Origin of the sequence: Bradyrhizobium sp. Mp19, from assembly GCF_029952935.1 — a bacterium.
In the GTDB taxonomy this organism is placed as follows: domain Bacteria; phylum Pseudomonadota; class Alphaproteobacteria; order Rhizobiales; family Xanthobacteraceae; genus Bradyrhizobium; species Bradyrhizobium elkanii.
The window spans coordinates 103,259-127,842 of the sequence record NZ_JASAUT010000011.1 but is presented as its reverse complement, the minus strand read 5'-3'; the positions used below and the strand labels follow the sequence as shown (position 1 = coordinate 127,842).

The following is a 24,584-nucleotide window of genomic DNA, read 5'->3' as shown; positions in this document are numbered from 1 at the left end:
GAGGCGACTTGGGCCTTTGGGATTTGGTGACGACGTATCGCGAATCTTCCTATCCTCATTGCTATCGCTTGCAGTCGGCGTCGCGGCGTCGGGATTTGAGATCGTGAAGACATCAGCAGGAAACTCGAAGCCGAAACGCGGCAAACCGCGACTGCGCCTCTGACTTCGCCAAATTGCGACCGCTAGGCTCGACCAGGCGACAGCTCCGGTTTCCGCTTCACGCCGCAAATGCACAAACACATATTTCGTCAGTAAGGAGCGATAGATCGATGTGAGGCGACTTGGGCCTTTGGGATTTGGTGACGACGTATCGCGAATCTTCCTATCCTCATTGCTATCGCTTGCAGTCGGTGTCGCGGCGTCGGGATTTGAGATCGTGAAGACATCAGCGGGAAACTCGAAGCCGAAGCGCGGCAAGCCGCGGCTGCGTCTCTGACCTCGCCAAATGGCGACCGCTAGGCTCGGCCCGGCGACAACGCCGGTTTCCGCCTCACGCCGCAAATGAACAAATACGTACTTCGTCAGGAGGGAGCGATAAGTTGATACGAGGCGGCCTGGTCCTTCGGGATTTGGATATTCGTCGGCGAGAGCTCGGCCCTGCTCAATCTGCGGATCTGGCGCGGCCGCCTTCGATGAGGCCGGCGAAATGCGGGAGAGTGCAGACTCAGGCTCTATGGCCGCCTCTGGCAGGACGATGGCCGGCTGATCGAGAGGCTGCGGGATTCTGGATGCCTGACTTGACTGGAAGTCCTGAAAATCGCGCGCAATTGAAATCGTGTCTGCCAGATGCTCCGGCATCGGTGGACGGACCCGGCTCTCTGCGGCAGCGATGCCATCAAGCATCTCCCAATATCGTGCCTGCAGCAGGGTCCAAAAGAATGCTGCGGCTCCGCTGTCGCCAGCGTTCTTCGCACGAAGGTACGAGAGGCAATCGAGAACGGGGCCCTGCACAAACCAATCCGGTCGCCGCCAACCACCCAACTCGGTGGCCCACCAATCCGGGAACATGTTGTCGACGTTGCCGTCGAAGCTTGCGGCCTCCCATTCCGGGCAACCCATGACGTGATAATAGTTATAGCAAATGACGTCCGCTTCGATTCCGAAGCGCCGCTGAATCAAGGCATTGTTGTAGGCGTTGTTCGCGATATTGCCGATATGCAGGACGCGCAGCGGGCGGTTATGGGCGCGTTGGAACTCCCTCAGGAAGGCAAGCTGTAGTTGAAATTCGCTATCGCGATCCTTCGGTCCCAACGTGATTCCCCGGCAATCGTATTTCAGGCACTAAGTCTTCCGCACGAAAAACGCACAATCAACGAACATCGATTCCGCGACGGTCATTCTGCTCTATGTCGCGTCTCATCTCACCAATCATTTAGTCGGCTTGCACGCTAGAGTTCGGTTGGTGTGGCGCTCGAGTCACTACCGGCGGATACGTGACGCGTGTTCCGGATCGGCATGCGCGTTGACCTCGCCACGCTCATCGCGACCCATCTGAATACCGCGCCGTCTCGGCGCGGGTGTGCACCACATCGATACTACCGGGGTTGAGCGGGGTTGAGCGGCGCTTTCTTCGTGCTTTCGCGTCTCCCGCCGGGGTTGTGCGGCGTCCTGACCCATCCCGGGGCCACATTCGCCAACAGGGTACGGACAACCGGGCTCGCAGCACCGGACTGGTCGCGATTGCGATCACGAGCAGATTGTGCGGCGCGAGCAAAGCTCACCTGCGCATCGAGGCGGGAGATGGTGTGAAAAATGGTGCCGCAAGAGGGACTCGAACCCCCGACCCCGTCATTACGAATGACGTGCTCTACCAACTGAGCTATTGCGGCGAACCGTTCGGCAACGGCCTGATCATTCGCGCCACCTGATATCGGGCATGACCCCGATTGGCAAGGACAACGCGGTTATCGAACCATACAGCCGTTACCTAACCGCGAATTAGCTTCCCAAACGTGACAGAAATCCGCGCCAACCGCCCACCTGGGCCTTGGGCGGGCCGATTTGTTCCGCAAATTCGTCCACCGGGCCGTCCTCGTCGACCCCGGGGTCGTCGGGAGCCCGGACGATCGGGATTACGGCCGGAATGGGCGCAGGCGCCGCCTTGGGCAGGTCGGCCCTCGACCGGAACAGGGGGGCAGGCGCCGGGGGCGCCGATTCGGCGGCCGGCGCGGCGGGCTCGGCCGGGGCTGGGGCGGGCTCGGCCTCGATGGCCGCCGGCAGCGGGGCGTTGTCCTGTACCGTCGGCGCGGCCGGCTCCAAGGGCTTGATCTCGACCGGCTTGATCTCGGCCGGCTCAGCTGGCTTGGCGTCCACCGGCTCGCTGGCCAGTTCCTTTGGCGGCTCGACCCGGCGCGGCGCCAGCATCGCCTCCTCGAACGGCGAAGGCTCGATCGCATGGCCCTTGTCGGACGGCAGCGCCGCCACCGGCGTCTGCCACTGGAAGGCGTCGAGCCGGCCGGTGACCGGCGAGACCGGACGCCAGCGGTCCGAGACATAGCCGTCGGCGGTCCAGACCGGATCGTGCAGCGCGCGCACCGCGCGCAAGGTCCAGGCCCGCGCCCGGCCGCTGTCGCCATGCTCGGTGCGCTCGATCTCGGCCATCAACAGCGCGACGCGTTGCGTCGGCGCCGCGATGAACGGCTCGAGCGCCGCACGCGCCTTGGCGAACTCGGCCGCATCGATCGCGGCGCGCGCGATCGCCAGCGCGCCCTCGATATGTCCAGGTGTTTTCGCCGCCAACGTCTCGACCCGCACCAGGCGCTGGCGCGCGGAATCGCCGAGCCGCACATGCGAATAGGCGTCGGCGAGATCGGGATGCGGCCGCGCCAGCCACGCGGTCTCGACGATGCGCATCGCGCGACGCACCTGATGCGCCTCGCTCTCGAACTTCGCTGCGAGCACGGCGGCCGGGATCAGCGTCGGCGCCAGCTTGACCGCCTCCATCGCGCTCGAGCGCGACAGGTCGCGATCGACGGTCTCGAACTCCAGCGCCCGTGCCGTCAGCAGCACGCCACGCTGCCGCCGATAGGTCGCCTTGTCGATCAGCCCGGCGCTCTGGTTGTTGTCGATGATCGACAGCGCGCCGGCCCAATCGCCCTTAGCGCAGCAGAAGCCGAGCACCGCATGCGAGGCCCATGACGACGACGGCGACATTTTCAGCGCTTCCTCGGCGATCATCACGGCCGCAACCGGATCGTCGGCGCGCTGCGCCTCGATGAACAGACCGCGCAATCCAAGCAGTCGCGTATCCTCGCGCTCGGCCATGGCGCGGAAGGCGCGCTGCGCGCCGTCGCGATCGCCGTCGAGCTGCGCCGATTGCGCGTGCAGCAGCAGCGCCAGCGGATCGTTTGCGGCGTGGCGCCGCGCCACTTCGGCATGCGCGCGGGCGCCTGCGGAATCGCCATGCCCGATCGCGAGCAGGCCTTGCGTGATGGCGTGGCGGCCTCGGGCGTGGCGGCGCTCGCGCCGGCCACGGCGGACGTGCCCGGGAATCTTCCAGAGCCCGCGCAGGATCACGCCGGCGACCATCGCGGCGACGACGACGAGGCCGAGCAGGTACATCGGCTGCTTGGACGTCAGCCGCAAGCCGCCCCAATTCAGCACGAGATCGCCGGGCTGATCGGCCATCCAGGCCGCACCCGCTGCAGCGAGCGCGATCAGCAGCAGGAACAGAATGATCCGGATCATCAAAGACCTATTGCAAAGACTTACTGGTTGACCGTGGCGAGCGCCGCCATGGCGTTGTCGGCAAATTTACGCGACGCGTCGAGCGCGGCGCGGCGCGCGTCCACCTTGGCGAGCCAGGCTTGCGCCGCCGTGCGATCCGCCGGCGGCAGCGACTTCAATTCACGCTCGGTCAATGCAAGGTCATTATGCAGGGCGGCCGATGTCACGCGCGCGACGATGCTGCCGCGATCGGTCCCCGTGCCGTCGGTCCGCTCGATCTGGATCAGCGTGGAGGCACCGGCCTTCAGACGATCGACCAGCCCGGCGCTGGCCGCCGCAGCTTCAGGCGGAGGCGGCGCAAGTTTCGGCACGATCTCGATCAGCTCGCGGCACAGCGCGTTCGGGTTCGGCACGCCCGACCTTGCGAACGTCTCGAGCGGCTTCAGCACCTCGGCATCATCCGACAGCGCCTTCGCGGCCTCGAGCGCGGAGGCATAGGGATCGCCGTGACGCACCGCGACGTCGAGCAGCGATGCCGCGACGACGCGGCGCAGCGGCACATCGTCGGCCTTCGCCTCGGCCTTGGTGTCCGCGATCTTGCCGTCCTGCCTGGCGATCGCGGCGCCCTGCGCCTTCACCGCGCCTTCGACCTTGTCGATACGCGCCGTGATGCCGGAGATATCAGGCGCAGCCGCGCCATCGCGCGGCGCGGCCTTCGCGTCATTGGCGGCCGCCGCAAGCTTGTCGGATTGCGCCCGCGTCGCGGCGAGCTCGGTGCGCAGTGCGGCGATCGATTTGTCGAGTGCCTCCAGCCGCGCCGTCGCCGCGGGATCGGCGGCCGGCGCGACCGGCCTGCCGGCTTTCGATTCCAGCGCACTCAGGCGCGTGCCGAGTTGGTCGATGGCGGCATTGGGTTGCGGTGCGGGGACCGGCTGCACGACGGGCCAGCCGAGCAGCCAGCCAACCCCGATCACCAGCGCCGCGGCGACCGCGCCTGATACCGGCGCCACCACCCAGGGCGACACCGGCCGCGCCGGTTCGGCGTCCTGCGCCGCGGAGGCGGTCTCGGGCTGCGGCTCCGCCTGCGGTGCGGCGTCGCCGTGGGGCTCGGCCCCAGGCGTCGCCGCGTCCGCAGACGCCTTGCCGGCATCCTGGTCGGCCTCCTTGGCGGCTTCCTCGGCCCCCTCCGTTTTCGGCGGTTCGCTGGAGATTTCGGTCGCCTGAAGATCGATGGTCGGCGGCGCGCGCTTGGGCCGGGAATCCGGCGAAGATCCTGGGTCGTCTGGCCTTTCTTCAGCCATCGCGGGGGTCCTCAAAACTGCTGGCCGCATACTCTACCAGAATCGGCCCAGGTTCTTAGAGCACGATCCGAATAACCGAGCATCGCCTAACATCATGGTCAAACGAAAGAATTATTCCGGTCACGGCCGCAGGGTGCGGCCGAGCGCCTCCAGCAGGGCATTTTCGTCCGGCCGCGCCGCCACCACCACATTGGTCGCGCCGGCGTCATGGAGCACCGCGGCGACGGCCGCCGAGATGCAGCATTGCGGCAAGGCGAGCGCCGAAATCTCGATTCCGTCGGCGCGTACCGTGTCCAGGAAGGCCTGCGCGCTGCGACGGGAATAGTGCAGCACCGCGGTGATCCGGTTCGCCATGAAGGCGTCGCTGACTTCCCTTGGGAAGCCGGCCACCGGCGCCATCCGGTAGGTGGTGTGGGTGACGACGCTGAGCCCGCGCTCGCCGAGCTCGCCCGCGAGATCGCGCGACAGGTCGGCGCCGGCGAGATAGAGCAGCGTCGCCGATGCGTCGAGTTCGCCGGCCTTGACCCGTGCCAGCACGAGATTGCGCAGCGAGACTGCATCGCCCTTCGCCACGATCACCTTGTCGAAGCCCGCGGCGCGCGCCGCATCCGCGGTGTGCGCGCCGACCGCAAACAGCGGCAGCCGCAACAAGCGGCTGGCAGCGAGGTCGACGGCGCGCAGCGCATTGGCGCTGGTCAGGATGACGGCATCATAATCCGCATCGTCGTCGCCGCGGAACGGCACCGGCTCGAAGCGCAGCACCGGCGCCGACAGGGCGTCAAAGCCGCGTTGGCGCAGCGTCGCGAGCGTCGCGTCATTGTCCGGATGCGGTCGTGTGACAAGGATTGTCAGGGTTTCAGGCCTCCAGCCGTATAAATTGGACGTTGGCGACCGATTGCACTTTAAGACCTCGCAATGCTACCCCGGAGCGGACATTTTGATGAGCATCATCTTTCCGGAAACCGGTTCCGGCCTGTCCGGATCATGCTCGTAGCACAAGGACCGAAATTGGGACACGAACCACCGATGCTGGTGCTGGGGATCGAGACCACCTGCGATGAAACCGCGGCCGCCGTGGTCGAGCGCCAGGCTGACGGGCAGGCGAAAATCCTCTCCAACGTCGTGCGCTCGCAGACCGACGAGCACGCCCGCTTCGGCGGCGTGGTGCCGGAGATCGCGGCGCGCGCCCATGTCGACCTGCTCGACGGCATCGTCGCCTCCGCCATGAAGGAGGCCGGCGTCGGCTACCGACAATTGTCGGCGGTCGCGGCAGCCGCGGGACCCGGCCTGATCGGCGGCGTGATCGTCGGTCTCACCACCGCGAAGGCGATCGCGATGGTACACGATACGCCCCTGATCGCGGTGAACCATCTCGAGGCGCACGCGCTGACGCCGCGGCTGACCTGCGCGCTGGCGTTCCCCTATTGCCTGTTCCTTGCTTCGGGCGGACACACCCAGATCGTCGCCGTGGTCGGCGTCGGTGAATATGTGCGGCTCGGCACCACGGTCGACGACGCGATGGGCGAGGCGTTCGACAAGGTGGCGAAGATGCTGTCGCTGCCCTATCCCGGCGGACCGGAGGTCGAGCGCGCGGCGGCCGGCGGCGACCCGACGCGGTTTGCCTTTCCACGTCCGATGCTCGGCCGCCCCGATGCGAATTTCTCGCTCTCGGGACTGAAGACGGCGGTGCGCAATGAAGCCAGCCGGCTGGAGCCCCTCGAGCCGCAGGACGTCAGCGATCTCTGCGCGAGCTTCCAGGCCGCGGTGCTGGAATCGACCGCGGACCGGCTGAGCGTCGGCCTAAAGCTGTTTCAAGAGCGGTTCGGCACGCCGCGCGCGCTGGTCGCGGCCGGGGGCGTCGCCGCCAACCATGCCATCCGCAGCGCGCTGCAGGAGGTCGCGGCGAAGGCGCAGACCACGCTGATCATCCCGCCGCCGGCGCTCTGCACCGACAATGGCGCGATGATCGCCTGGGCAGGTGCCGAGCGGATGGCGCTTGGCCTCACCGACACGATGGAGGCGCCGCCGCGCGCGCGCTGGCTGCTCGACGCCAACGCCAAGGCGCCGGCCGGCTACGCCAACAGCCGCGCCGGATACTGAACAATGTACGACGGAGCGCGCATCAGGCACCGTCGCACCTCGCCCCGCTTGCGGGGAGAGGTCGGATTGCGCAGCAATCCGGGTGAGGGGGTACCGGTCTCAACACTCGGCTCGCTCGCGGATAAAGCCCCTCACCCCAACCCTCTCCCCGCAAGAGCGGGGAGAGGGAGCGAAGACAGGCCCGCCTGATGCCCGCGCATATGTCAGTCAGCGTGATCGGTGCCGGCGCCTGGGGCACGGCATTGGCCGATGTCGCGGCGCGCGCCGGGCGCAAGGTGACGCTGTATGCGCGCAACGCCGAGCATGCCGCGCAGATCCAGGCGACGCGGGTCAATCCGCGGCTGGCTGGTGTCCAGCTTCATCCCGGTATCGCCGTGACGTCGGATATCGCCGCCGCGGCACACGCCGACATCATCCTGGCCGTGACACCGGCGCAGCATTTGCGCGCGGCGGTTGGACATCTTGCGCCGCATCTCAAACCCGACACGCCTGTCGTCGCCTGCGCCAAGGGCATCGAGCACGGCACGCATAAATTCATGACCGAGGTGATCGCGGAAGCCGCGCCGCGCGCCGTACCCGCGATCCTGTCGGGGCCGAGCTTTGCCGACGACGTCGCACGCGGATTGCCGACCGCCGTCACGCTGGCCACCAGGGACGAAGCGCTGGCACGCGCGCTGGTCCAGGCGCTCGGCTCGGCGACGTTCCGGCCCTATCACACCACCGACGTGCGCGGCGTCGAGATCGGCGGCGCGGCCAAGAACGTGCTGGCGATCGCCGCCGGCATCGTGGTCGGCAAGGATCTCGGCGCCTCCGCGCTCGCCGCGCTGACCACACGCGGCTTCAGCGAGCTCGCAAGATTGGGCCGCGCCTGCGGCGCCCGCACCGAGACACTCTCGGGCCTGTCGGGATTGGGCGATCTCCTGCTCAGCTGCTCGACCGCGCAATCGCGCAATTTCGCGCTAGGCCTCGCGCTCGGGCGCGGTGAAGCCGCACCGATCGGCAAGCTCGCCGAAGGCGCGTTCACCGCACCTGTGCTGTGCGAGCTCGCCGCCGCGCAAAAGGTCGACATGCCGGTGTCAAACGCGGTCGCCGCGATCCTGAGCGACCGGCTGACCGTCGATGCCGCGATCGAAGGCCTGCTGACGCGGCCGTTCAAGGCCGAGTAACGCACGTCACGGTCGCGCGTGGCGGAGCTTCACGATCCATGCGCGGCGTACTAGCGTGGCGAACCGTCGGATCCCGGTCCAACAAATCGAAAAACGGATCCCAAGGGAAAACCCATGCGTCAACCGCATCGCGCCATCCTTTCGATCAGCCTTCTCTCGATCAGCGTTGCCGTCGCCCTCGCCGCCTCGTCCACTATAGCCCACGCCCAGACCGCAACCTCCTACGACGACCTTGCGAAGAGCGAGGCCGCCGCCAATGCCGACAACGGCAAGCGGGTCGCGCCGCTCAAATCGATCGGCAATCCGACCGCCGACGTGTCTCCCGAGATGCAGGCAATGATCGGCACGCCCTATCCGCCGCATTTCAATGCCGACCCCAAAACCCCGGCGGAATGGAAGGAGTTGATCGATCGCCGCGCCAAGCTTCTGATCGCGGGTGTTCCGGCGCTGAAGGCGAAGCTCGGCGTCAAGGTCGAGGAAACCAGGCTTGCCGGCGTGCACTGCTACATCGTCACCCCGAACAAGATCGCGCTCGAGAACAGGCGACGCCTGCTGATCCACGTCCATGGCGGCGGTTACGTGTTCGGCCCCGGCGAAGCCGCGTTGCCGGAAGCCATCATGATGGCGGGCTTTGGCGGCTTCAAGGTCCTCTCGGTCGACTACCGGATGCCGCCGGACTTCCCCTATCCGGCCGCGATGGACGACGCGATGGCGGTGTGGAAGGAAGTTCTGAAATCGCACGAGCACCGCCGGCTGGCGATCTTCGGCACGTCGACGGGCGGGGCGATGACGCTCGCGATGGTATTGCGGGCGAAGGACGAGAAGCTGCCGCTGCCGGCTGCCATCGCGCCGGGCACGCCCTGGTCCGATATCGACAAGATCGGCGACAGCTACGTGAGCAATGAATGGGTCGACAATGTGCTGGTGACCTGGGACGGCTGGCTCGGCCGCGCCGCCAGGCTTTATGCAAACGGCACCAGCCTGAAGAATCCCTACATTTCGCCGATCTATGGTGACTTCAAGGGCTTCCCGCCGACCATCCTGACGTCGGGCACGCGCGATCTGTTCCTCAGCAACACGGTTCGCACGCATCGCAAATTGCGCCGCGCCGGCGTGATCGCCGATCTCAATGTCTATGAGGGGCAGTCCCACGCGCAGTACCAGTTCAATGTCGACGCGCCCGAGACGAAGGAGGCGTTCACCGACATCGCCAGGTTCTTCGATCGATATTTGAAACAGTAAGTGCCGCGCTTCTTGATTTGACGCGTTTTCTTCACGCGAACCGGCATCCACTTCGCTTGAAAACGCTCTGGATCGGGTGCTCGCGCTTGTCGCGGGCATCCACGTCGCTGTAGATTGCAGCGCAATCGAACGGGGTGAGTTGCGATGAATTACTGGCTGGTGAAATCCGAACCGTCGGTCTGGTCGTGGGACCATCAGGTCGCCAAGGGCGCGAAGGGCGAAGCCTGGACCGGCGTGCGCAACTTCACGGCCCGGCAGAATCTCGTCAACATGAAGAAGGGCGACAAGGCGTTCTTCTATCATTCCAACGAGGGCAAGGAGATCGTCGGCATCGCCGAGATCATCAAGGAAGCCTATCCCGACCCGACCGACAAGACCGGCAAGTTCGTCTGCGTCGACATCAAGGCCGACAAGCCGCTGAAGACGCCGGTGACGATGGCCGCGATCAAGGCGGACAAGAAGCTCGCCGACATGGCGCTGGTGAAGTATTCACGGCTTTCGGTGCAGCCGGTGACCGCGGACGAATGGAAATACGTCTGCAAGATGGGCGGGCTGTAGCGGCTCACGAACTCTGCTGTCGTCCCTGCGAAAGCAGGGACCCATAACCACAGGCGAGCATTGTTGGAGCGCGCTGCGGCTCCAGGTCGTCTCAACAATGAACATTTGGGGTTATGGGTCCCGGCCTTCGCCGGGACGACAGCGGAGTTTGTGGCCCGTTACGCCCCCGCCGCCATCACCACCTGCGCCAGTAATTGCTCGCGCTTGGACTGGGTGCGGTAGCCTCCCATCGTCGCGGCGAAACGTTCGAGGATGCCGTCCTCGAATGCGGTGACGATGGTGTCGTGGACATAGCTCTTGCGGCAGATCGCCGGCGTGTTGGACAGCTGGTCGGCGGCGGCGCGGATCGCATCCAGCACCTGGCGCTTGCGGCCGCGCTGGCTGGTGGCCGGCGTGATCCGCGACAGCGATTCCACGACGACGGCCGACGCCATCAGGGTGCGGAAATCCTTCAGCGATATCTTGATGCCGGCGATCTCGCGCAGGAACGCGTTCACCGCCGTGGTCGAAGCGGCCCGCACCACGCCGGAGCGGTCGTAATACTGAAACATGCGCTTGCCCGGGACGCCGCGCAGGATGCCGATCGCACGCACCAGCTTGGCCGCATCGCATTCCTTGCGTACGGTCTTGCCGCCCTTGGCCTTGAAGGTCAGCACCAGGGAATCGTCTTCCAGCGTGACGTTGGACTTCAAAAGCGTGGTGGCGCCGCGGGTGCCGTTGAGGCGCGCATAGGATTCGTTGCCGGGCCGGATCGCGGTGCGCGCGATCAGCTCGATCACCGCCGACAGCGCGAACTCGCGCGTCGGCTCGTCCCCGGACAGAAACGCCGAGACCTTGCGCCGGATCTTCGGCAGCGCGGCCACCAGCTTGGCGAGGCGATGCGCCTTGCGCTGCTCGCGAACCTTCTCCCAGTCGGCGTGATAGCGATACTGCAGCCGGCCCGCCGCATCGCGGCCGACCGCCTGCAGATGCGAGCTCGGATCGCTGGAATAGCGCACCTGGCGGTAGGCCGGCGGAACGGCCATCGCGTGCAGCCGGCGGATCGTCCGCGCATCGCGGACCCGCGAGCCATTGGCACGGACGAATGAATAGGTCTTGCCGCGCTTGATGCGGCGGATGGTCAGCTCGTTCTGGTCGCCGAGCCGCAGGCCCAGATCGCGCGCCAGTTCTTCAACCGTCGTTCTGATGGCGGCGGGAGCGTCGAGTTTGAGTGTTGACGGCGATCGCAACTTTGCGCGTGGCGTCTGCTTTGGCCACTGGCCCAGTGCCTTTGCCAAGGCGACAGCGGGATCGGCGGAAACGGGCCGCACAGCCGCGATATTCTGCTGATCCATCATTATTCTCGCAAGACGCCTTGTTCCGCTGTTCTCCCGGTAATGCCGTTGCTTCGGGCTTCGTTCCGGTGGGCCATCCGGCCTCGGTTTGGCGATTTAGGGCGTCGGAGCCGACATTGCGAGTCGCGAATCAGTTATTGACGGTGTCAAATTACCTTTCATGGGTGCCATTCGCCCGCTAACGTTGATTTTGGACTGCCCGGGATCGGACAAAATGACGCGAGCGCGGTACCGGAAACCGGCGTTTGAACACCGCCCTGGGTCCACCGCGGTCCCCAGATCAGGTCAGCGACCTTGCCCTTTCGCGCGCTGCTCTCGCTGGGTACGTGGCTCGAGTTCTGCAGCCACGGGCCGGTCCAATGCTGGCGGCAACCGAGGATTACGCGGTCACGAACGTGTTGACGTAGCTCGTCGCCGCGGCGTCCGAAATTCGTTCAATTGTGCCTGAAGCCGTCCATCAAAATCGGCGTCAGCGTATCGTCATCGTGCGCGGCACCGCCGCGGTGGCGGCGAACGGCGCAGAGAACGACACCACTACGACCAAGAGACCAGTGACCCCGAGCAAGCGATGGCGCATAGGTTTCTCTCGTCGACGCGTTGCGGTAAGCCGTCTTGTCAAAAGCGGAAGCTGGCGGAATGTCCGACGGCTTCCACACGACGAAAGTGACAGTCCTTTTTCCTTGCCGGGCCGGAATGCGGCAACGCATAATCGCGGCAATGATCAAGACGGCTTGCCGCCGCGTCGTTCGCGATCGGCAATGAGTGGAGGAAAATGATGTCCGAGAAGATCTATGACGTGTCGGCGGACTGGGCCAAGCGCGCCTATATCGATGACGCCAAATATCGCGAGATGTACGCGCACTCGGTCAAGGACCCGAACGGCTTCTGGGCCGAGCACGGCAAGCGGATCGACTGGATCAAGCCCTTCACCAAGGTCGAGAACGTCTCCTTCGCACCGGGCAATATTTCGATCAAATGGTTCGAGGATGGCGTGCTGAACGTCGCCTGGAACTGCATCGACCGCCATCTCGACAAGCGCGGCGACCAGACCGCGATCATCTGGGAGGGCGACGATCCCTCCGAATCCAAGCACATCACCTACCGCCAGCTGCACGACGAAGTCTGCAAGATGGCCAACATCCTGCGCACGCGGAACGTCAAGAAGGGCGACCGTGTCACGATCTACCTGCCGATGATTCCGGAAGCGGCCTACGCCATGCTGGCCTGCGCGCGGATCGGCGCCATCCACTCGGTGGTGTTCGGCGGTTTCTCACCGGACAGCCTCGCGCAGCGCATCAAGGACTGCGACTCGAAGGTGGTGATCACCGCCGACGAGGGCCTGCGCGGCGGCAGGAAAGTGCCGCTGAAGGCCAATGTCGATGCCGCCATCGCCAAGATCGACTCTAAGGATTCCGGCGGCGTCGATTGGGTCGTGGTGGTGAAGCGCACCGGCGGCAAGATCGACATGAACCCGACCCGCGACCTCTGGTATCACGAGGCCGCTGCCATGGTGACGACGGAATGCCCGGCCGAGCATATGCACGCCGAGGACCCGCTGTTTATCCTCTACACCTCGGGCTCGACCGGAACGCCGAAGGGCGTGCTGCACACCTCGGCCGGCTACCTCGTGTTTGCGTCGATGACGCATCAATACGTGTTCGATTATCACGACGGCGACATTTACTGGTGCACCGCCGACGTCGGCTGGGTCACCGGCCACAGCTACATACTCTACGGGCCGCTCGCCAACGGCGCGACCACGCTGATGTTCGAGGGCGTGCCGAACTATCCGGACAATTCGCGCTTCTGGAACGTGGTCGACAAGCACAAGGTCAACATCTTCTACACCGCGCCGACCGCGATCCGCGCGCTGATGCAGGGCGGCGATGAGCCGGTGAAGAAGACCTCGCGCAAATCGCTGCGCCTGCTCGGCTCGGTCGGCGAGCCGATCAATCCGGAAGCCTGGGAGTGGTATTACCGCGTGGTCGGCGACGATCGCTGCCCGATCGTCGACACCTGGTGGCAGACCGAGACCGGCGGCATCCTGATCACGCCGCTGCCCGGCGCAACCAAGCTGAAGCCCGGTTCGGCGACACGGCCGTTCTTCGGCGTGGTGCCGGAGATCGTCGATGCCGACGGCAAGACGCTGGACGGCGAGACCTCGGGCAATCTCTGCCTGGCCAAGTCATGGCCGGGCCAGATGCGCACGGTCTATGGCGACCACGCCCGGTTCGAGCAGACCTATTTCTCGACCTACAAGAACAAGTATTTCACCGGCGACGGCTGCCGGCGCGATGCCGACGGCTATTACTGGATCACCGGCCGCGTCGACGACGTCATCAACGTCTCCGGCCACCGCATGGGCACCGCCGAGGTCGAGAGCTCGCTGGTCGCGCATGAGGCGGTGTCGGAAGCCGCCGTCGTCGGCTACCCGCACGACATCAAGGGCCAGGGCATCTACGCCTATGTCACGCTGATGAAGGGCACCGAGCCGACCGAAGCGCTGCGCAAGGAACTGGTCGCCTGGGTCCGCAAGGACATCGGCCCGATCGCCTCGCCGGACCTGATCCAGTTCGCGCCCGGCCTGCCGAAGACGCGCTCCGGCAAGATCATGCGCCGCATCCTGCGCAAGATCGCCGAGGACGAGCCGTCGAGTCTCGGCGACACCTCGACCCTGGCCGATCCGGCCGTGGTCGACGACCTCGTGCAGAACCGCCAGAACAAGAAGGGCGCTCCGGCGTAAGGCCAGCAGCAGCAAAATCAGGAAACCGAGGAAGGGCCGCGCGCGATCACCGCCGCGGCCCTTCCCTTTTCCTGCAACGGGCCGCTTCACGGGATTGTCAGAGGCGTGGCGCGATTGAGGCGCGTTTGTGGCCAAGTGTTGTTTTCAGGTCATTTACTTTAATCCGAACTTTTCCTTTTCTCCGCGCCATCAGGACGTGTCTCGCGGCCGGTGTGAAACCACCCGGTTAACACACGCGGTTAATCTTGCGTGCGTGAGACCGGCAGGCCCGGTTTTTCAAGGGCTCTGCATCTTCGTTTTTGGCTTCCGTACGGGAGCTGTTGGGAAGTGGAGAGGTTGATGTCGATGAAGTTTGCGGTGGCGCTGGCTGCCACAGCTGCTGTTACCCTTGGTGCTGTTGTTTTGACGTCGCAGGCGGCCGAAGCCCGGCCGGAAATGGTGGGAATACACGCCGACAACTATGAGCCAGGCACCATCGTGGTGAAGACCAACGAACGGCGGCTCTACCTCATTCTCGATTCCGGCCACGCGATGCGTTACCCGGTCGGCGTCGGCAAGTCCGGCAAGCAGTGGGCCGGCACCACGAAGATCGACGGCAAATATCGCAACCCGGCCTGGTCGCCGCCCGCCGAGGTCAAGCGCGACAAGCCGAGCATCCCGAACGTGATCGCCGGCGGCTCGCCGCATAACCCGATGGGCGTCGCTGCGATGACGCTGGCCGGCGGCGAGTATGCGATCCACGGCACCAACGTGCCGGGCTCGGTCGGCGGCTTCGTCTCCTACGGCTGCATCCGCATGCTGAACACGGACATCACCGACCTCTATTCGCGCGTCGAGATCGGCACGACGGTCGTCGTCACCCGCTGATCGCGTCCAGTGTTTCGCCTGAAGAAGAGCCGCGCATCTGCGCGGCTTTTTGTTTGCCCAGCCTGGTTTGACGCTCTCGCCTAGCGCGCGAAATATCCGCACCAGCCGAAGCGGTGCCCGCCATTGTAGGCCCGCGCATGGCCGGCCGCGAGCAGCGCGGCCGAGACGTTGTCGGTCTTCCTGGTCGCGACGTCGGCGACGACACGGCCCTGATATTTGTCGGGACCGACATTGTAGATCGCGACATCGCCCTGGCCGAGCAGGTCGCGTAGCGCCACCGTCGCCGCTTGCGCCATTTGCAGTTCGCGCGCGCAGGATGCCTTCAGCTCCGGCGCGTCGATGCCGCGCAGCCGGACACGCGTGTACAGATCCGGGCCCGGCGAGAAATGCACCCGCGCCTCGAACGTGTCGCCGTCGATCGTCCTGATCACATCAACGTTGTGCCTGATGTCGGGCGCGCCGGCCCGCTGCCAGATCACGTCGGTGTCGCGCGACCTGCCGAGCGACCAGGTCGGCGGCAAATGCACCCATTGGCGGATCGGCAATGTGCTGCCGACGGCAATGCCGAGCACGAACACCCATGGCAGCGCCGCCGAGACGCGGCGGCCCCAAGGGGTTCGGCGGAAAGGCGGACGCCCCGTCCCACGATAAGCATTTATTCTTTCGTATGGGGACATATTCCCAGACTGACCTGAGTCGAGCCGTCAGGCAAGACTCTCAGAAGTCCGAGGCGATGCCCTTGGTCTCCCAATCGCCGTAGCGCGTCGGTTCCGGCCCCTTCGGGCCCTGGAATTCCTTCGGCCGCGCGGCCGCATCCTTCGCGGCCTGCTCCTCGGCAGCCTTGCGCCGCGCCGCGGCCTCGGCGAGCGCGCGTTGCGCGGCCGGCGTCAGCGGCTTGCGGAGCGCGGCCTCCGGCGGCGCTGACGATAGCGATTTATCAGACATGGCAAAACCTTCCGACCGCGCGTTGCGTATCTCTGTCCTGGCTCAGTGACGACATCACGATCACAAAATCCCGCAAGGCGATTCTTACATTTGGCATATTCGCATGCCAGAGGTGGTCTCGAGTTGATGGGCATGAGCCGAATGTAACTCAGCACCTTCGAGATATCTCCGCTTCATGCCCCCTTCAAGATTTGCAGTTCCTGCCGAAGTCCCCGGTCTCGCGGCCCGCCGTATCGCGGCCGACATCCTCGATGGCGTGCTGCACAAGCACCGCACGCTCGACGACCAGCTCGACGGCGCCGGCGCGCATCCCGGCCTGAAATCGCTCGCCGATCGCGACCGCGCGCTGATGCGCCGGCTGGTGTCGACCATCCTGCGCAAGCTCGGCACGCTCGGCCACGTGCTGTCGCGCCTGCTCGACCGCGGCGTCCCGACCGATGCACCGCGCGCGCAGAGCGCGCTCCTGATCGGCGCGGCACAGATTCTCTGGATGGACGTGCCTGACCATGCCGCGGTCGATCTTTCGGTGCGGCTGGTGCAATCCGACCGGCGCGCCGCGAAATATGCCGGGCTGGTCAACGCCGTGCTGCGCCGCTGCGCGCGCGAGGGCCAGGGGCTGATCGACGAGATCGGCACGCAGACGCTCGACCTGCCGCAATGGATGCTGGCGCGCTGGAATACGCATTACGGCGAAGCCACCGCGCGCGACATGGCGCTGGCGCTCGGCCACGAGCCGTCGCTCGATCTCACGGTGAAGTCCGACGCGCCGCAATGGGCGAGCCGCCTGCACGGCGAGATACTGCCGACGGGAACCGTGCGCACGCTGCTGCAGGGTTCCGTCACGATGCTGCCCGGCTTTGCCGAAGGCCAGTGGTGGGTGCAGGACGCCGCCGCCGCGCTGCCGGCGCGGCTGTTCGGCGACATCAAGGACAAGGCGGTCGCGGATCTCTGCGCCGCGCCCGGAGGCAAGACCGCCCAGCTCGCGCTGGCCGGCGCGCATGTCACCGCGGTCGACCGCTCGCCGGCGCGGGTCGCGCGACTGCGTGACAATCTCACGCGGTTGGAGTTGCAGGCCGAGACGGTCGTCGCCGACGCCGCCGAATGGCCCGCCGAGGCCGCAAGCTTCGACGGTATCCTGGTCGATGCGCCCTGCACCTCGACGGGAACCATCCGCCGCCATCCCGACGTCGCCTGGCTGCGGCAGGAAGGCGACATCGCCGCGCTGTCGGCGTTGCAGAAGCGGCTGTTGCAAAAAGCCGCCAATCTGCTGAAGCCGGGCGGCACGCTGGTCTACTGCACCTGCTCGCTGGAGCCGGAGGAAGGCGAGCACGCGATCGCCGCGCTGCTGGCGAGCGAATCAGGCCTGCGCCGTGCGCCGGTCGAGAAGGACGAGGTCGCCGGCCTCGAGGACATCATCACCGCCGACGGCGATCTGCGCACTTTGCCGAGCCATCTGCCCAACGCCGACCCGCGGCTGGGCGGGCTGGACGGTTTTTACGTCGCCCGGCTGGTTAAATCCTGATTTTAAACTTCAGTCTTCTAAGCTCGAAGTGATTCGTGCGGTATCAAGAGGGTGTCTTGTATATCAAGAAGGTGCCTTGGCCGCGTTTCCGGATTAAATAAGGATTCGTTGAAAATTCCCTCCCCGCAAGGTTAGGCGTGTCGGTCGCTCAAAGCAGACGCATCTCGACGCTGATTGCTGGCCGCTTTGCCCGCAGCATGCTCGCACGCGCCAGCGGGAGCACGGTTGCGCTGACGCGGCTCTGGCCCGGCCGCACCGACCGGCTGATCATCGCCCCGCACGACCTGCGGACCGCCGACGCCACCCGCGCGGCCGAGATCTATGCCGGACGATTCGTTTTCGCCGGCAAGATCGTCACCTGCCACGGCCGCTCGATCTTCGATCTCGAGCCGCCGTCGGAGGATTGGGAAGCCGCCCTGCTCGGCTTCGGCTGGTTGCGCCATCTGCGCGCCGCCGACACCGCGCTGACCCGCGCCAACGCCCGCTCGCTGGTCGACGACTGGATCTCCAACCAGGCCCGCAAGCGGCCGCTGGAGCGCCGCGCCGATGTGCGCGCGCGGCGGGTGATCTCGCTGTTGTCGCAGGCGCCGTTGGTGCTCGGCGACACCGACGGAAAATTCTACCGCAAATATCTGCGCGGGCTGGCGCGCGAGATCCGCTATCTGCGCCACGCGACGCTCGACAATGACGGCGTTCCGCGCCTGCAGGTCTTGATCGCGCTGTGCTACGCCTCGCTCTGTCTCGCCAACCAGGCGCGCAACATCAAATCGGCGACGCGCAAACTGTCCGACGAATTACAGCGCCAGATCCTGCCCGATGGCGGCCACATCTCGCGCAATCCCGGCGCGCTGGTCGAGTTGCTCAGCGATCTCCTGCCGCTGCGGCAGACCTTCGCCGCACGCAACATCGCGCCGCCGCCGGCGCTGCTCAACGCCATCGACCGCATGATGCCGATGCTGCGCTTCTTCCGTCACGGCGACGGTAGCTTCGCGCTGTTCAACGGCATGAGCACCGCGCCGTCCGATCTCGTCGCGACGCTGCTCGCCTATGACGACACCCGCGGCGTGCCGATGGCGAGCATGCCGCATACCGGCTTTCAGCGGCTCGATGCCGGCAACACCGCGTTGATCATCGACACCGGCCCGCCGCCGCCGGCAAGCGTCAGCCAGGACGCGCATGCCGGGTGCCTGTCGTTCGAGCTCTCCTCCGGGGTGAGCCGCATCGTCGTCAATTGCGGCATGCCGAGCACCGGCCGCGACAATTGGCGACCGTTCGCGCGATCCACCGCGGCGCATTCGACGCTGACCTATCGCGACGCCTCGTCGTGCCAGTTCGTCGAGCTGTCGGCGATGAAGCGGCTGCTGCGCGGCGCGCCGATCACCAGCGGCCCGAGCAATGTCGAGAGCTACCGCGAAGCCGTTCCCGACGGCGACGTGCTCACCGCCTCGCATGACGGCTATCTCTCGCGCTTCGGCGTGATCCACCGCCGCGTGCTGATGGTCGCGCAGGACGGCACGCGGCTCGAGGGCGAGGATTCGCTGTCGCCGGCGCCGGGCGGCCGCATCAAGGGCAGCGAGGCCGATTTCGCGCTGCGCTTCCATTTGCATCCCTCGGTGAAGGCGAGCCGGCTGTCGGATGCCCGCGGCGTGATGCTGGTGCTGCCCAACCGCGACGTCTGGACCTTCGAGGCGATGGACGACAAGGTCGATCTCGAGGACAGCGTGTTCCTGGCCGGCAATGACGGCCCGCGCCGCACCTCCCAGATCGTGATCCGGCAGGACGCGAGGCAGGCCGGCACCATCCGCTGGAGCTTCGTGCGCTCCTCGACCTCGGCCTCCGCCACCACCGCGCGCCGCAACGCCCGCCGCGAGCCGGAACTGCCGCTGTAGGCGGCGTAATTCGTTATGGTGCTGGTCTACGGCGCAGCTCCACGCCCAACCCGTCATCCTGAGGTGCGAGCCTCTTCGGCGAGCCTCGAAGGATGCACGGCCCGGCTGGTGGCCGATTCATCCTTCGAGGCTCGCTCCGCTCGCACCTCAGGATGACGGGGTTAGATTCCCGGGAATCAGGCGCATGTACCGGTTTCGTACCGCACAAAACCATGCTACCCGGCTGCCTTAACAGCCAGGGATTTTCCGATATGACCGAGCAGCTTCGCCGCGTGACCCGCGCTCTGTTGTCCGTTTCCGACAAGACCGGACTGATCGATTTCGCCAAGGCGCTGGCCGACCATGGCGTCGAGCTGGTCTCGACCGGCGGCACCGCCAAGGCGATCGCGGCGGCCGGGCTGAAGGTCAGGGACGTCTCCGAGCTCACCGGCTTTCCGGAGATGATGGATGGCCGGGTCAAGACCCTGCATCCGAAGGTGCATGGCGGCCTGCTCGCGATCCGCGACAACAAGGAACACGCCGCGGCGATGGCTTCGCACGGCATCGCGCCGATCGATCTCTTGGTCGTCAATCTCTATCCGTTCGAGGCCACGGTCGACAAAGGCGCCGGCTTCGAGGAGTGCATCGAGAATATCGACATCGGCGGTCCCGCGATGATCCGCGCCGCGGCGAAGAACCATGACGATGTCGCCGTGGTGGTCGAGGCGAACGATTATCAGGCTGTGCTCGACGAGCTCGCCGCGCACAAGGGCGCGACCTCGCTTCAGTTGCGCCGGCGGCTCGCCGCCAAGGCCTATGCGCGCACCGCGGCCTATGACGCCGCGATCTCGAACTGGTTCGCCGTGCAGCTCGACACCAAGGCGCCGGATTTCCGCGCCTTCGGCGGCAAACTGATCCAGTCGCTGCGCTATGGCGAGAACCCGCACCAGACCGCGGCGTTCTATGCCACGCCGGAGAAGCGGCCGGGCGTTGCGACCGCGCGCCAGCTGCAGGGCAAGGAACTGTCCTACAACAACATCAACGACACCGACGCGGCCTATGAATGCGTCGGCGAGTTCGACCCGCAGCGCACCGCGGCCTGCGTCATCGTCAAGCACGCCAATCCGTGCGGTGTTGCCGAGGGCCCCGATCTTGCGACCGCCTATGCCCGCGCGCTGGCCTGCGACTCCACCTCCGCCTATGGCGGCATCATCGCGGTCAACCGCACGCTCGATGCGGACGCCGCGCGCGCCATCATCGGCATCTTCACCGAGGTGATCATCGCGCCCGACGCGACCGAGGAGGCGATCTCGATCATCGCCGGCCGGCGCAATCTGCGCCTGCTGCTCGCCGGCGGCCTGCCGAACGCGCGTGCGGTCGGCCTCACCGCCAAGACCGTCGCCGGCGGCCTCCTGGTGCAGAGCCGCGACAATGCGGTGGTCGAGGACATGAACCTGAAGGTCGCGACCAAGCGCGCGCCGACCGACGCCGAGCTGCGCGATCTCAAATTCGCGTTCCGCGTCGCCAAGCACGTCAAGTCGAACACCATCATCTACGCCAAGGATCTCGCCACCGTCGGCATCGGCGCCGGCCAGATGAGCCGGGTCGATTCCGCGCGCATCGCCGCGCGCAAGGCGCTGGATGCGGCCGCCGAGCTGAAGCTCGCCGAGCCGCTGACCAAGGGTTCGGTGGTCGCCTCCGACGCCTTCTTCCCGTTTGCCGACGGCATGCTCGCCTGCATCGAGGCCGGCGCCACCGCGGTGATCCAGCCCGGCGGCTCGATGCGCGACGACGAGGTGATCAAGGCCGCCGACGAGCACGGCATCGCCATGGTGTTCACCGGCGTGCGGCACTTCAGGCATTGATGCAAACTGTCGTCCCTGCGAAAGCAGGGACCCATAACCACCGATCTTGCTTGGTGAGGGACAATTAACCCCGGCGCGCCTTCGATGGATCACGCGGTATGTGTCCCGGCTTTCGCCGGGACGACAGGTGTGGTTACTCCCGCACCTTCGCCAATAGCGCCAGTCCCGCCACGAAGAACGCCACCAGCACCGCCATGCCGGCCTTCTGGCTTGCGGTCGCCGCGGTGATCGCGCCGATCAGGAGCGGGCCGATGAACGACGTCACTTTGCCGGTAAGCGCGAACAAGCCAAAATACTGCGCGATGCGATCCTTCGGCGCGAGGCGGATTAGCAGCGAGCGCGAAGCCGCCTGCAGCGGCGCGCCGGTGGCGCCGATCAGGCAGCCCAGCACGATGTAAGCGCGCTCGGCGGCGCCCGCGAACAACGGACCGCCAGGCACCGGCGGCGCGACCTGGATGAACAGGACGGAATCCTTGTTCACGGTGAGGATCACGACGATCGCGAACAGCAGGATCACGAGGCTGCCGGTGATCACGCGCTTCGGCCCGAACGCATCGTCGAGCTTGCCGCCGATCCAGCCGCCGAACGTGCCGGCCACAGCGAGAATAATGCCGAAGGTGCCGATCCGGATCGTGTCCCAGCCGAACGTGCCGGCGGCATAGATGCCGCCGAACGCGAACAGCGAGACCAGCCCGTCGGTGTAGATCATGTTCGCCAGCAGGAAGCGCGCCAGTGACTTCTGCTTCGGCAGGCTCGACAACGATTCCCTGAGCTCGCGCAGGCCTTCGCCGAGCGCCGCGCGCATCGGACGCTTCGTCGGATAATCCGGCGTGAACAGGAACATCGGCGTCACGAAGATGATGAACCACAACCCGGTCAGCGGCCCGGTGATGCGGTCGCCTTCATGCATGGCGGGACCGAGACCGAACAGCGGCGTGAAGCCGAACAGCGTCTTGCCGGTCTCGGCATTGGCGGCGAGGAATCCAAGCACCAGCACGAGACTCAGGATGCCGCCGACATAGCCGGTGGCCCAGCCGGTGCCTGACAATCGCCCGATCCGGTCAGGCGGCACCAGGGTCGGCATCATCGCATTGTTGAACACGGTCGCGAACTCGACGCCGACGCTTGCGATCGCATAGGCGAGCAGCAGCATAGGGATGATATCGGGATTGCCGGGCTTGCCGATCCACATCGCGCTGGCGCCGATCACGAGCAGCGCACCGAAGCCGGCGATCCATGGCTTGCGGCGGCCGCTGGCATCGGCGATCGCCCCCAGCACCGGCGACAGCAGCGCGATCGCAAGTCCCGCAGCCGCGGTGGCAAAGCCCCACAGCGCCTGGCCGCTCGCGGCATCGGGCGCGACGAAGCTCGCGAAATAAGGCGCGAACACGAAGGTCGTGATCAGCGTGAAATAAGGCTGCGCGGCCCAGTCGAAGAAGATCCAGCTGATGACGGCTGCGCGGCCAGGATAAACCTTGGTGGAGGCCTTCGCGTCACCGGCGCCCGTCTGCATTGTTGCCGTCATCGCGAAAGATATTCCCCAACTCGAACCACAGGCAGGCTTTTGCCGCTCCAATCCGCTCCCATATAGCATGAGCCGGTTTGACTGATACGGCGATGAACAGGGCAGGACATTTCGATGGCGCTGACGGCAACGATGTCGCGACGGCTGTTTGCCGCTCTCCTGGTGATTGGTATCACGACGCCTGCCCTCGGCCAGGTCCAGCGCCGCTTCTATGAACCTTCAGCCGCGGACACGATTCGCAGCATTCGCGCCGAAAACGGCATGGTGGTGGCGCAGGAGAAGCTGGCTGCGCAAGTTGGCGCCGACATCCTGCGACAGGGCGGCAATGCGGTCGACGCCGCGGTCGCCACCGGCTTTGCGATGGCGGTGACCTATCCGCGCGCCGGCAATATCGGCGGCGGCGGTTTCATGGTGATCCATCTCGCCGGCCGCAATGAGGATGTCGCGATCGACTATCGCGAGACTGCGCCGCAGGCTGCGACCCGCGACATGTTCCTGAACGCCGACGGCAAGCCCGATCCCGACAAGTCGCGCAACTCCGCGCTCGCGATCGGCGTGCCCGGCACGGTCGCGGGCCTCGCGCTGGCGCTGGAGAAATACGGCTCCGGCAAGTTCACGCTTGCGCAGATCCTCAAGCCCGCGATCGATCTCGCGCGCGACGGCTTCATCGTCACCGACGACACATCCGACACGCTGAACGACATGTATCGCCGCATGTCGCGCTGGCCGAATTCGGCCAAGACGTTCTCGCATGCCGACGGCACGCCGCTGCGCGAGGGCGACCGGCTGATCCAGGGCGATCTCGCTGGCGTATTGACTGATATTGCCGAACAAGGCCCGCGCGGCTTTTACCAAGGCGCCGTCGCCGAGAAGCTTGTCAGCGGCATCAGGAATGCCGGCGGCATCTTCACGCTCGAGGATCTGAAATCCTACCAGCCGGTGATCCGCACGCCGATCCGCGGCAGCTATCGCGGCTACGACATCGTCTCGATGCCGCAACCCTCCTCCGGCGGCGTCGTGCTGCTCGAGATCCTCAACATTCTCGAAGGCTTTGCGATGTCCGACATGAAGCAGGGCTCGGCCGCCTCGCTGCATGTGATGATCGAGGCGATGAAGCGGGCCTATGCCGATCGCGCCCGCTATCTCGGCGATCCCGCTTTCGTCGACGCGCCGACGCAGCTCTTGATCGACAAGGACTATGCCGCCAAACAGCGAGCCACCATCGACATCGCCCGCGCCACGCCCTGGACCGATGTGCGCAACGCGAAGCAACCGCGCGAGGGCGACAACACCACGCATTATTCGGTCGTCGACGCCGGCGGCAACGCCGTCAGCAACACCTATACGCTGAACTTCCCCTACGGCGTCGGCCTCGTCGCCGACGGCACCGGCGTGCTGCTGAACAACGAGCTCGACGATTTCACCGCAGCTCCCGGCGCCTCCAACGCTTTCGGCCTGGTCGGCTTCGAGGCCAATCTGCCGGGGCCCGGCAAGCGCCCGCTGTCGTCGATGTCGCCGACCATCGTGCTGAAGGACAGCAAGCCGGTGCTGGTGACGGGCTCGCCCGGCGGCAGCCGCATCATCTCCGCCGTGACCCAGATTATCGTCGACGTGATCGACCACAAGATGGACATCGCGGCCGCGGTCGCCGCGCCCCGCATGCACCATCAATGGCTGCCCGACGAGGTCCGGATCGAGCGCGGCTTTCCCGACGCGGTGCTGGGCGATCTGCGCGCCAAAGGCCACAAACTGGTCGAGCCGCTCGGCTACTCCTCCGCGAACTCGATCCTCGTCACGACCAACGGTCTGCTCGGCGCGCCCGATCCGCGCACGCGCGGCTCCGAGGCCGCGGGATACTAAAGCATGATGGGATCGGGTTGAG

The 24,584-nt window shown here is 66.0% G+C and carries 19 protein-coding genes and 1 tRNA gene; 10 read left to right on the top strand and 10 right to left on the bottom strand.

The features are described 5' to 3' along the window. The 5 genes from QJT82_RS15955 to QJT82_RS15935 form a co-directional block, all read right to left on the bottom strand. A partial coding sequence (locus QJT82_RS15955; protein WP_281446647.1) for a hypothetical protein occupies positions 1-1,251 on the bottom strand: 1,251 nt, incomplete at its 3' end. A 502-nt stretch (positions 1,252-1,753) separates the two neighbouring features. Next, positions 1,754-1,829 (bottom strand) — tRNA-Thr (locus QJT82_RS15950). 109 nt (positions 1,830-1,938) lie between these two features. Then, entirely contained in the window at positions 1,939-3,687 is a 1,749-nt protein-coding gene (locus tag QJT82_RS15945; protein ID WP_028342063.1) for a heme biosynthesis HemY N-terminal domain-containing protein, read from the bottom strand. A gap of 20 nt (positions 3,688-3,707) precedes the next feature. After that, positions 3,708-4,967 carry a hypothetical protein gene (locus QJT82_RS15940; protein WP_028342062.1) on the bottom strand — a complete coding sequence of 420 codons (1,260 nt, stop codon included), beginning with the start codon at positions 4,965-4,967 and terminating at the stop codon, positions 3,708-3,710. A 120-nt stretch (positions 4,968-5,087) separates the two neighbouring features. Then, on the bottom strand, positions 5,088-5,819 hold the full coding sequence (locus QJT82_RS15935) for a uroporphyrinogen-III synthase (RefSeq protein ID WP_028342061.1): 732 nt from the start codon (positions 5,817-5,819) through the stop codon (positions 5,088-5,090). 174 nt (positions 5,820-5,993) lie between these two features. Between QJT82_RS15935 and tsaD the strand changes: the two genes are divergently transcribed. From tsaD to QJT82_RS15915, 4 genes are all read left to right on the top strand, one after another. Beyond that, a complete protein-coding gene (gene tsaD / locus QJT82_RS15930) occupies positions 5,994-7,067 on the top strand; it encodes a tRNA (adenosine(37)-N6)-threonylcarbamoyltransferase complex transferase subunit TsaD (protein ID WP_028342060.1) in 1,074 nt (357 codons plus the stop codon). 188 nt (positions 7,068-7,255) lie between these two features. Next, a complete protein-coding gene (locus tag QJT82_RS15925) occupies positions 7,256-8,233 on the top strand; it encodes an NAD(P)H-dependent glycerol-3-phosphate dehydrogenase (RefSeq protein WP_028342059.1) in 978 nt (325 codons plus the stop codon). A 114-nt stretch (positions 8,234-8,347) separates the two neighbouring features. After that, on the top strand, positions 8,348-9,475 hold the full coding sequence (locus tag QJT82_RS15920) for an alpha/beta hydrolase (protein WP_028342058.1): 1,128 nt from the start codon (positions 8,348-8,350) through the stop codon (positions 9,473-9,475). Between the two features lie 144 nt (positions 9,476-9,619). After that, a complete protein-coding gene (locus QJT82_RS15915) occupies positions 9,620-10,033 on the top strand; it encodes an EVE domain-containing protein (protein WP_028342057.1) in 414 nt (137 codons plus the stop codon). A 158-nt stretch (positions 10,034-10,191) separates the two neighbouring features. Here QJT82_RS15915 and QJT82_RS15910 read toward each other — a convergent pair whose 3' ends face one another. Together QJT82_RS15910 and QJT82_RS15905 are read right to left on the bottom strand one after the other, a co-directional pair. Next, on the bottom strand, positions 10,192-11,370 hold the full coding sequence (locus tag QJT82_RS15910) for a DNA topoisomerase IB (protein ID WP_028342056.1): 1,179 nt from the start codon (positions 11,368-11,370) through the stop codon (positions 10,192-10,194). A gap of 431 nt (positions 11,371-11,801) precedes the next feature. Beyond that, positions 11,802-12,092 carry a hypothetical protein gene (locus QJT82_RS15905; RefSeq protein ID WP_155258597.1) on the bottom strand — a complete coding sequence of 97 codons (291 nt, stop codon included), beginning with the start codon at positions 12,090-12,092 and terminating at the stop codon, positions 11,802-11,804. 50 nt (positions 12,093-12,142) lie between these two features. Here QJT82_RS15905 and acs point away from each other — a divergent pair, with 50 nt between their 5' ends. Next, positions 12,143-14,110: an acetate--CoA ligase gene (gene acs / locus QJT82_RS15900; protein ID WP_028342055.1), complete on the top strand. Its 1,968-nt coding sequence runs from the start codon at positions 12,143-12,145 to the stop codon at positions 14,108-14,110. A 339-nt stretch (positions 14,111-14,449) separates the two neighbouring features. Further along, positions 14,450-14,977, top strand: a complete 528-nt coding sequence (locus QJT82_RS15895) for a L,D-transpeptidase (RefSeq protein WP_028342054.1) — start codon at positions 14,450-14,452, stop codon at positions 14,975-14,977. A gap of 80 nt (positions 14,978-15,057) precedes the next feature. Here QJT82_RS15895 and QJT82_RS15890 read toward each other — a convergent pair whose 3' ends face one another. After that, positions 15,058-15,555, bottom strand: a complete 498-nt coding sequence (locus QJT82_RS15890; protein WP_035631991.1) for a thermonuclease family protein — start codon at positions 15,553-15,555, stop codon at positions 15,058-15,060. A 139-nt stretch (positions 15,556-15,694) separates the two neighbouring features. Continuing rightward, the gene (locus QJT82_RS15885) at positions 15,695-15,922 is read right to left on the bottom strand and encodes a succinate dehydrogenase assembly factor 4 (protein ID WP_028342052.1); all 228 of its coding nucleotides are present in this window, start codon (positions 15,920-15,922) and stop codon (positions 15,695-15,697) included. Positions 15,923-16,097: 175 nt separating this feature from the next. Here QJT82_RS15885 and QJT82_RS15880 point away from each other — a divergent pair, with 175 nt between their 5' ends. From QJT82_RS15880 to purH, 3 genes are all read left to right on the top strand, one after another. Next, on the top strand, positions 16,098-17,444 hold the full coding sequence (locus QJT82_RS15880; protein ID WP_028342051.1) for an RsmB/NOP family class I SAM-dependent RNA methyltransferase: 1,347 nt from the start codon (positions 16,098-16,100) through the stop codon (positions 17,442-17,444). Positions 17,445-17,581: 137 nt separating this feature from the next. Beyond that, on the top strand, positions 17,582-19,333 hold the full coding sequence (locus QJT82_RS15875; protein ID WP_063607098.1) for a heparinase II/III family protein: 1,752 nt from the start codon (positions 17,582-17,584) through the stop codon (positions 19,331-19,333). A 251-nt stretch (positions 19,334-19,584) separates the two neighbouring features. Then, positions 19,585-21,177: a bifunctional phosphoribosylaminoimidazolecarboxamide formyltransferase/IMP cyclohydrolase gene (purH, locus tag QJT82_RS15870; RefSeq protein ID WP_028342049.1), complete on the top strand. Its 1,593-nt coding sequence runs from the start codon at positions 19,585-19,587 to the stop codon at positions 21,175-21,177. A gap of 133 nt (positions 21,178-21,310) precedes the next feature. Here the strand turns inward: purH and QJT82_RS15865 are convergent, their stop codons facing one another. Continuing rightward, positions 21,311-22,690 carry an MFS transporter gene (locus QJT82_RS15865; RefSeq protein ID WP_028342048.1) on the bottom strand — a complete coding sequence of 460 codons (1,380 nt, stop codon included), beginning with the start codon at positions 22,688-22,690 and terminating at the stop codon, positions 21,311-21,313. 126 nt (positions 22,691-22,816) lie between these two features. Between QJT82_RS15865 and ggt the strand changes: the two genes are divergently transcribed. After that, complete coding sequence (ggt, locus tag QJT82_RS15860) at positions 22,817-24,562, top strand: gamma-glutamyltransferase (protein WP_028342047.1); 1,746 nt, start codon at positions 22,817-22,819, stop codon at positions 24,560-24,562. Positions 24,563-24,584 lie beyond the last annotated feature (22 nt).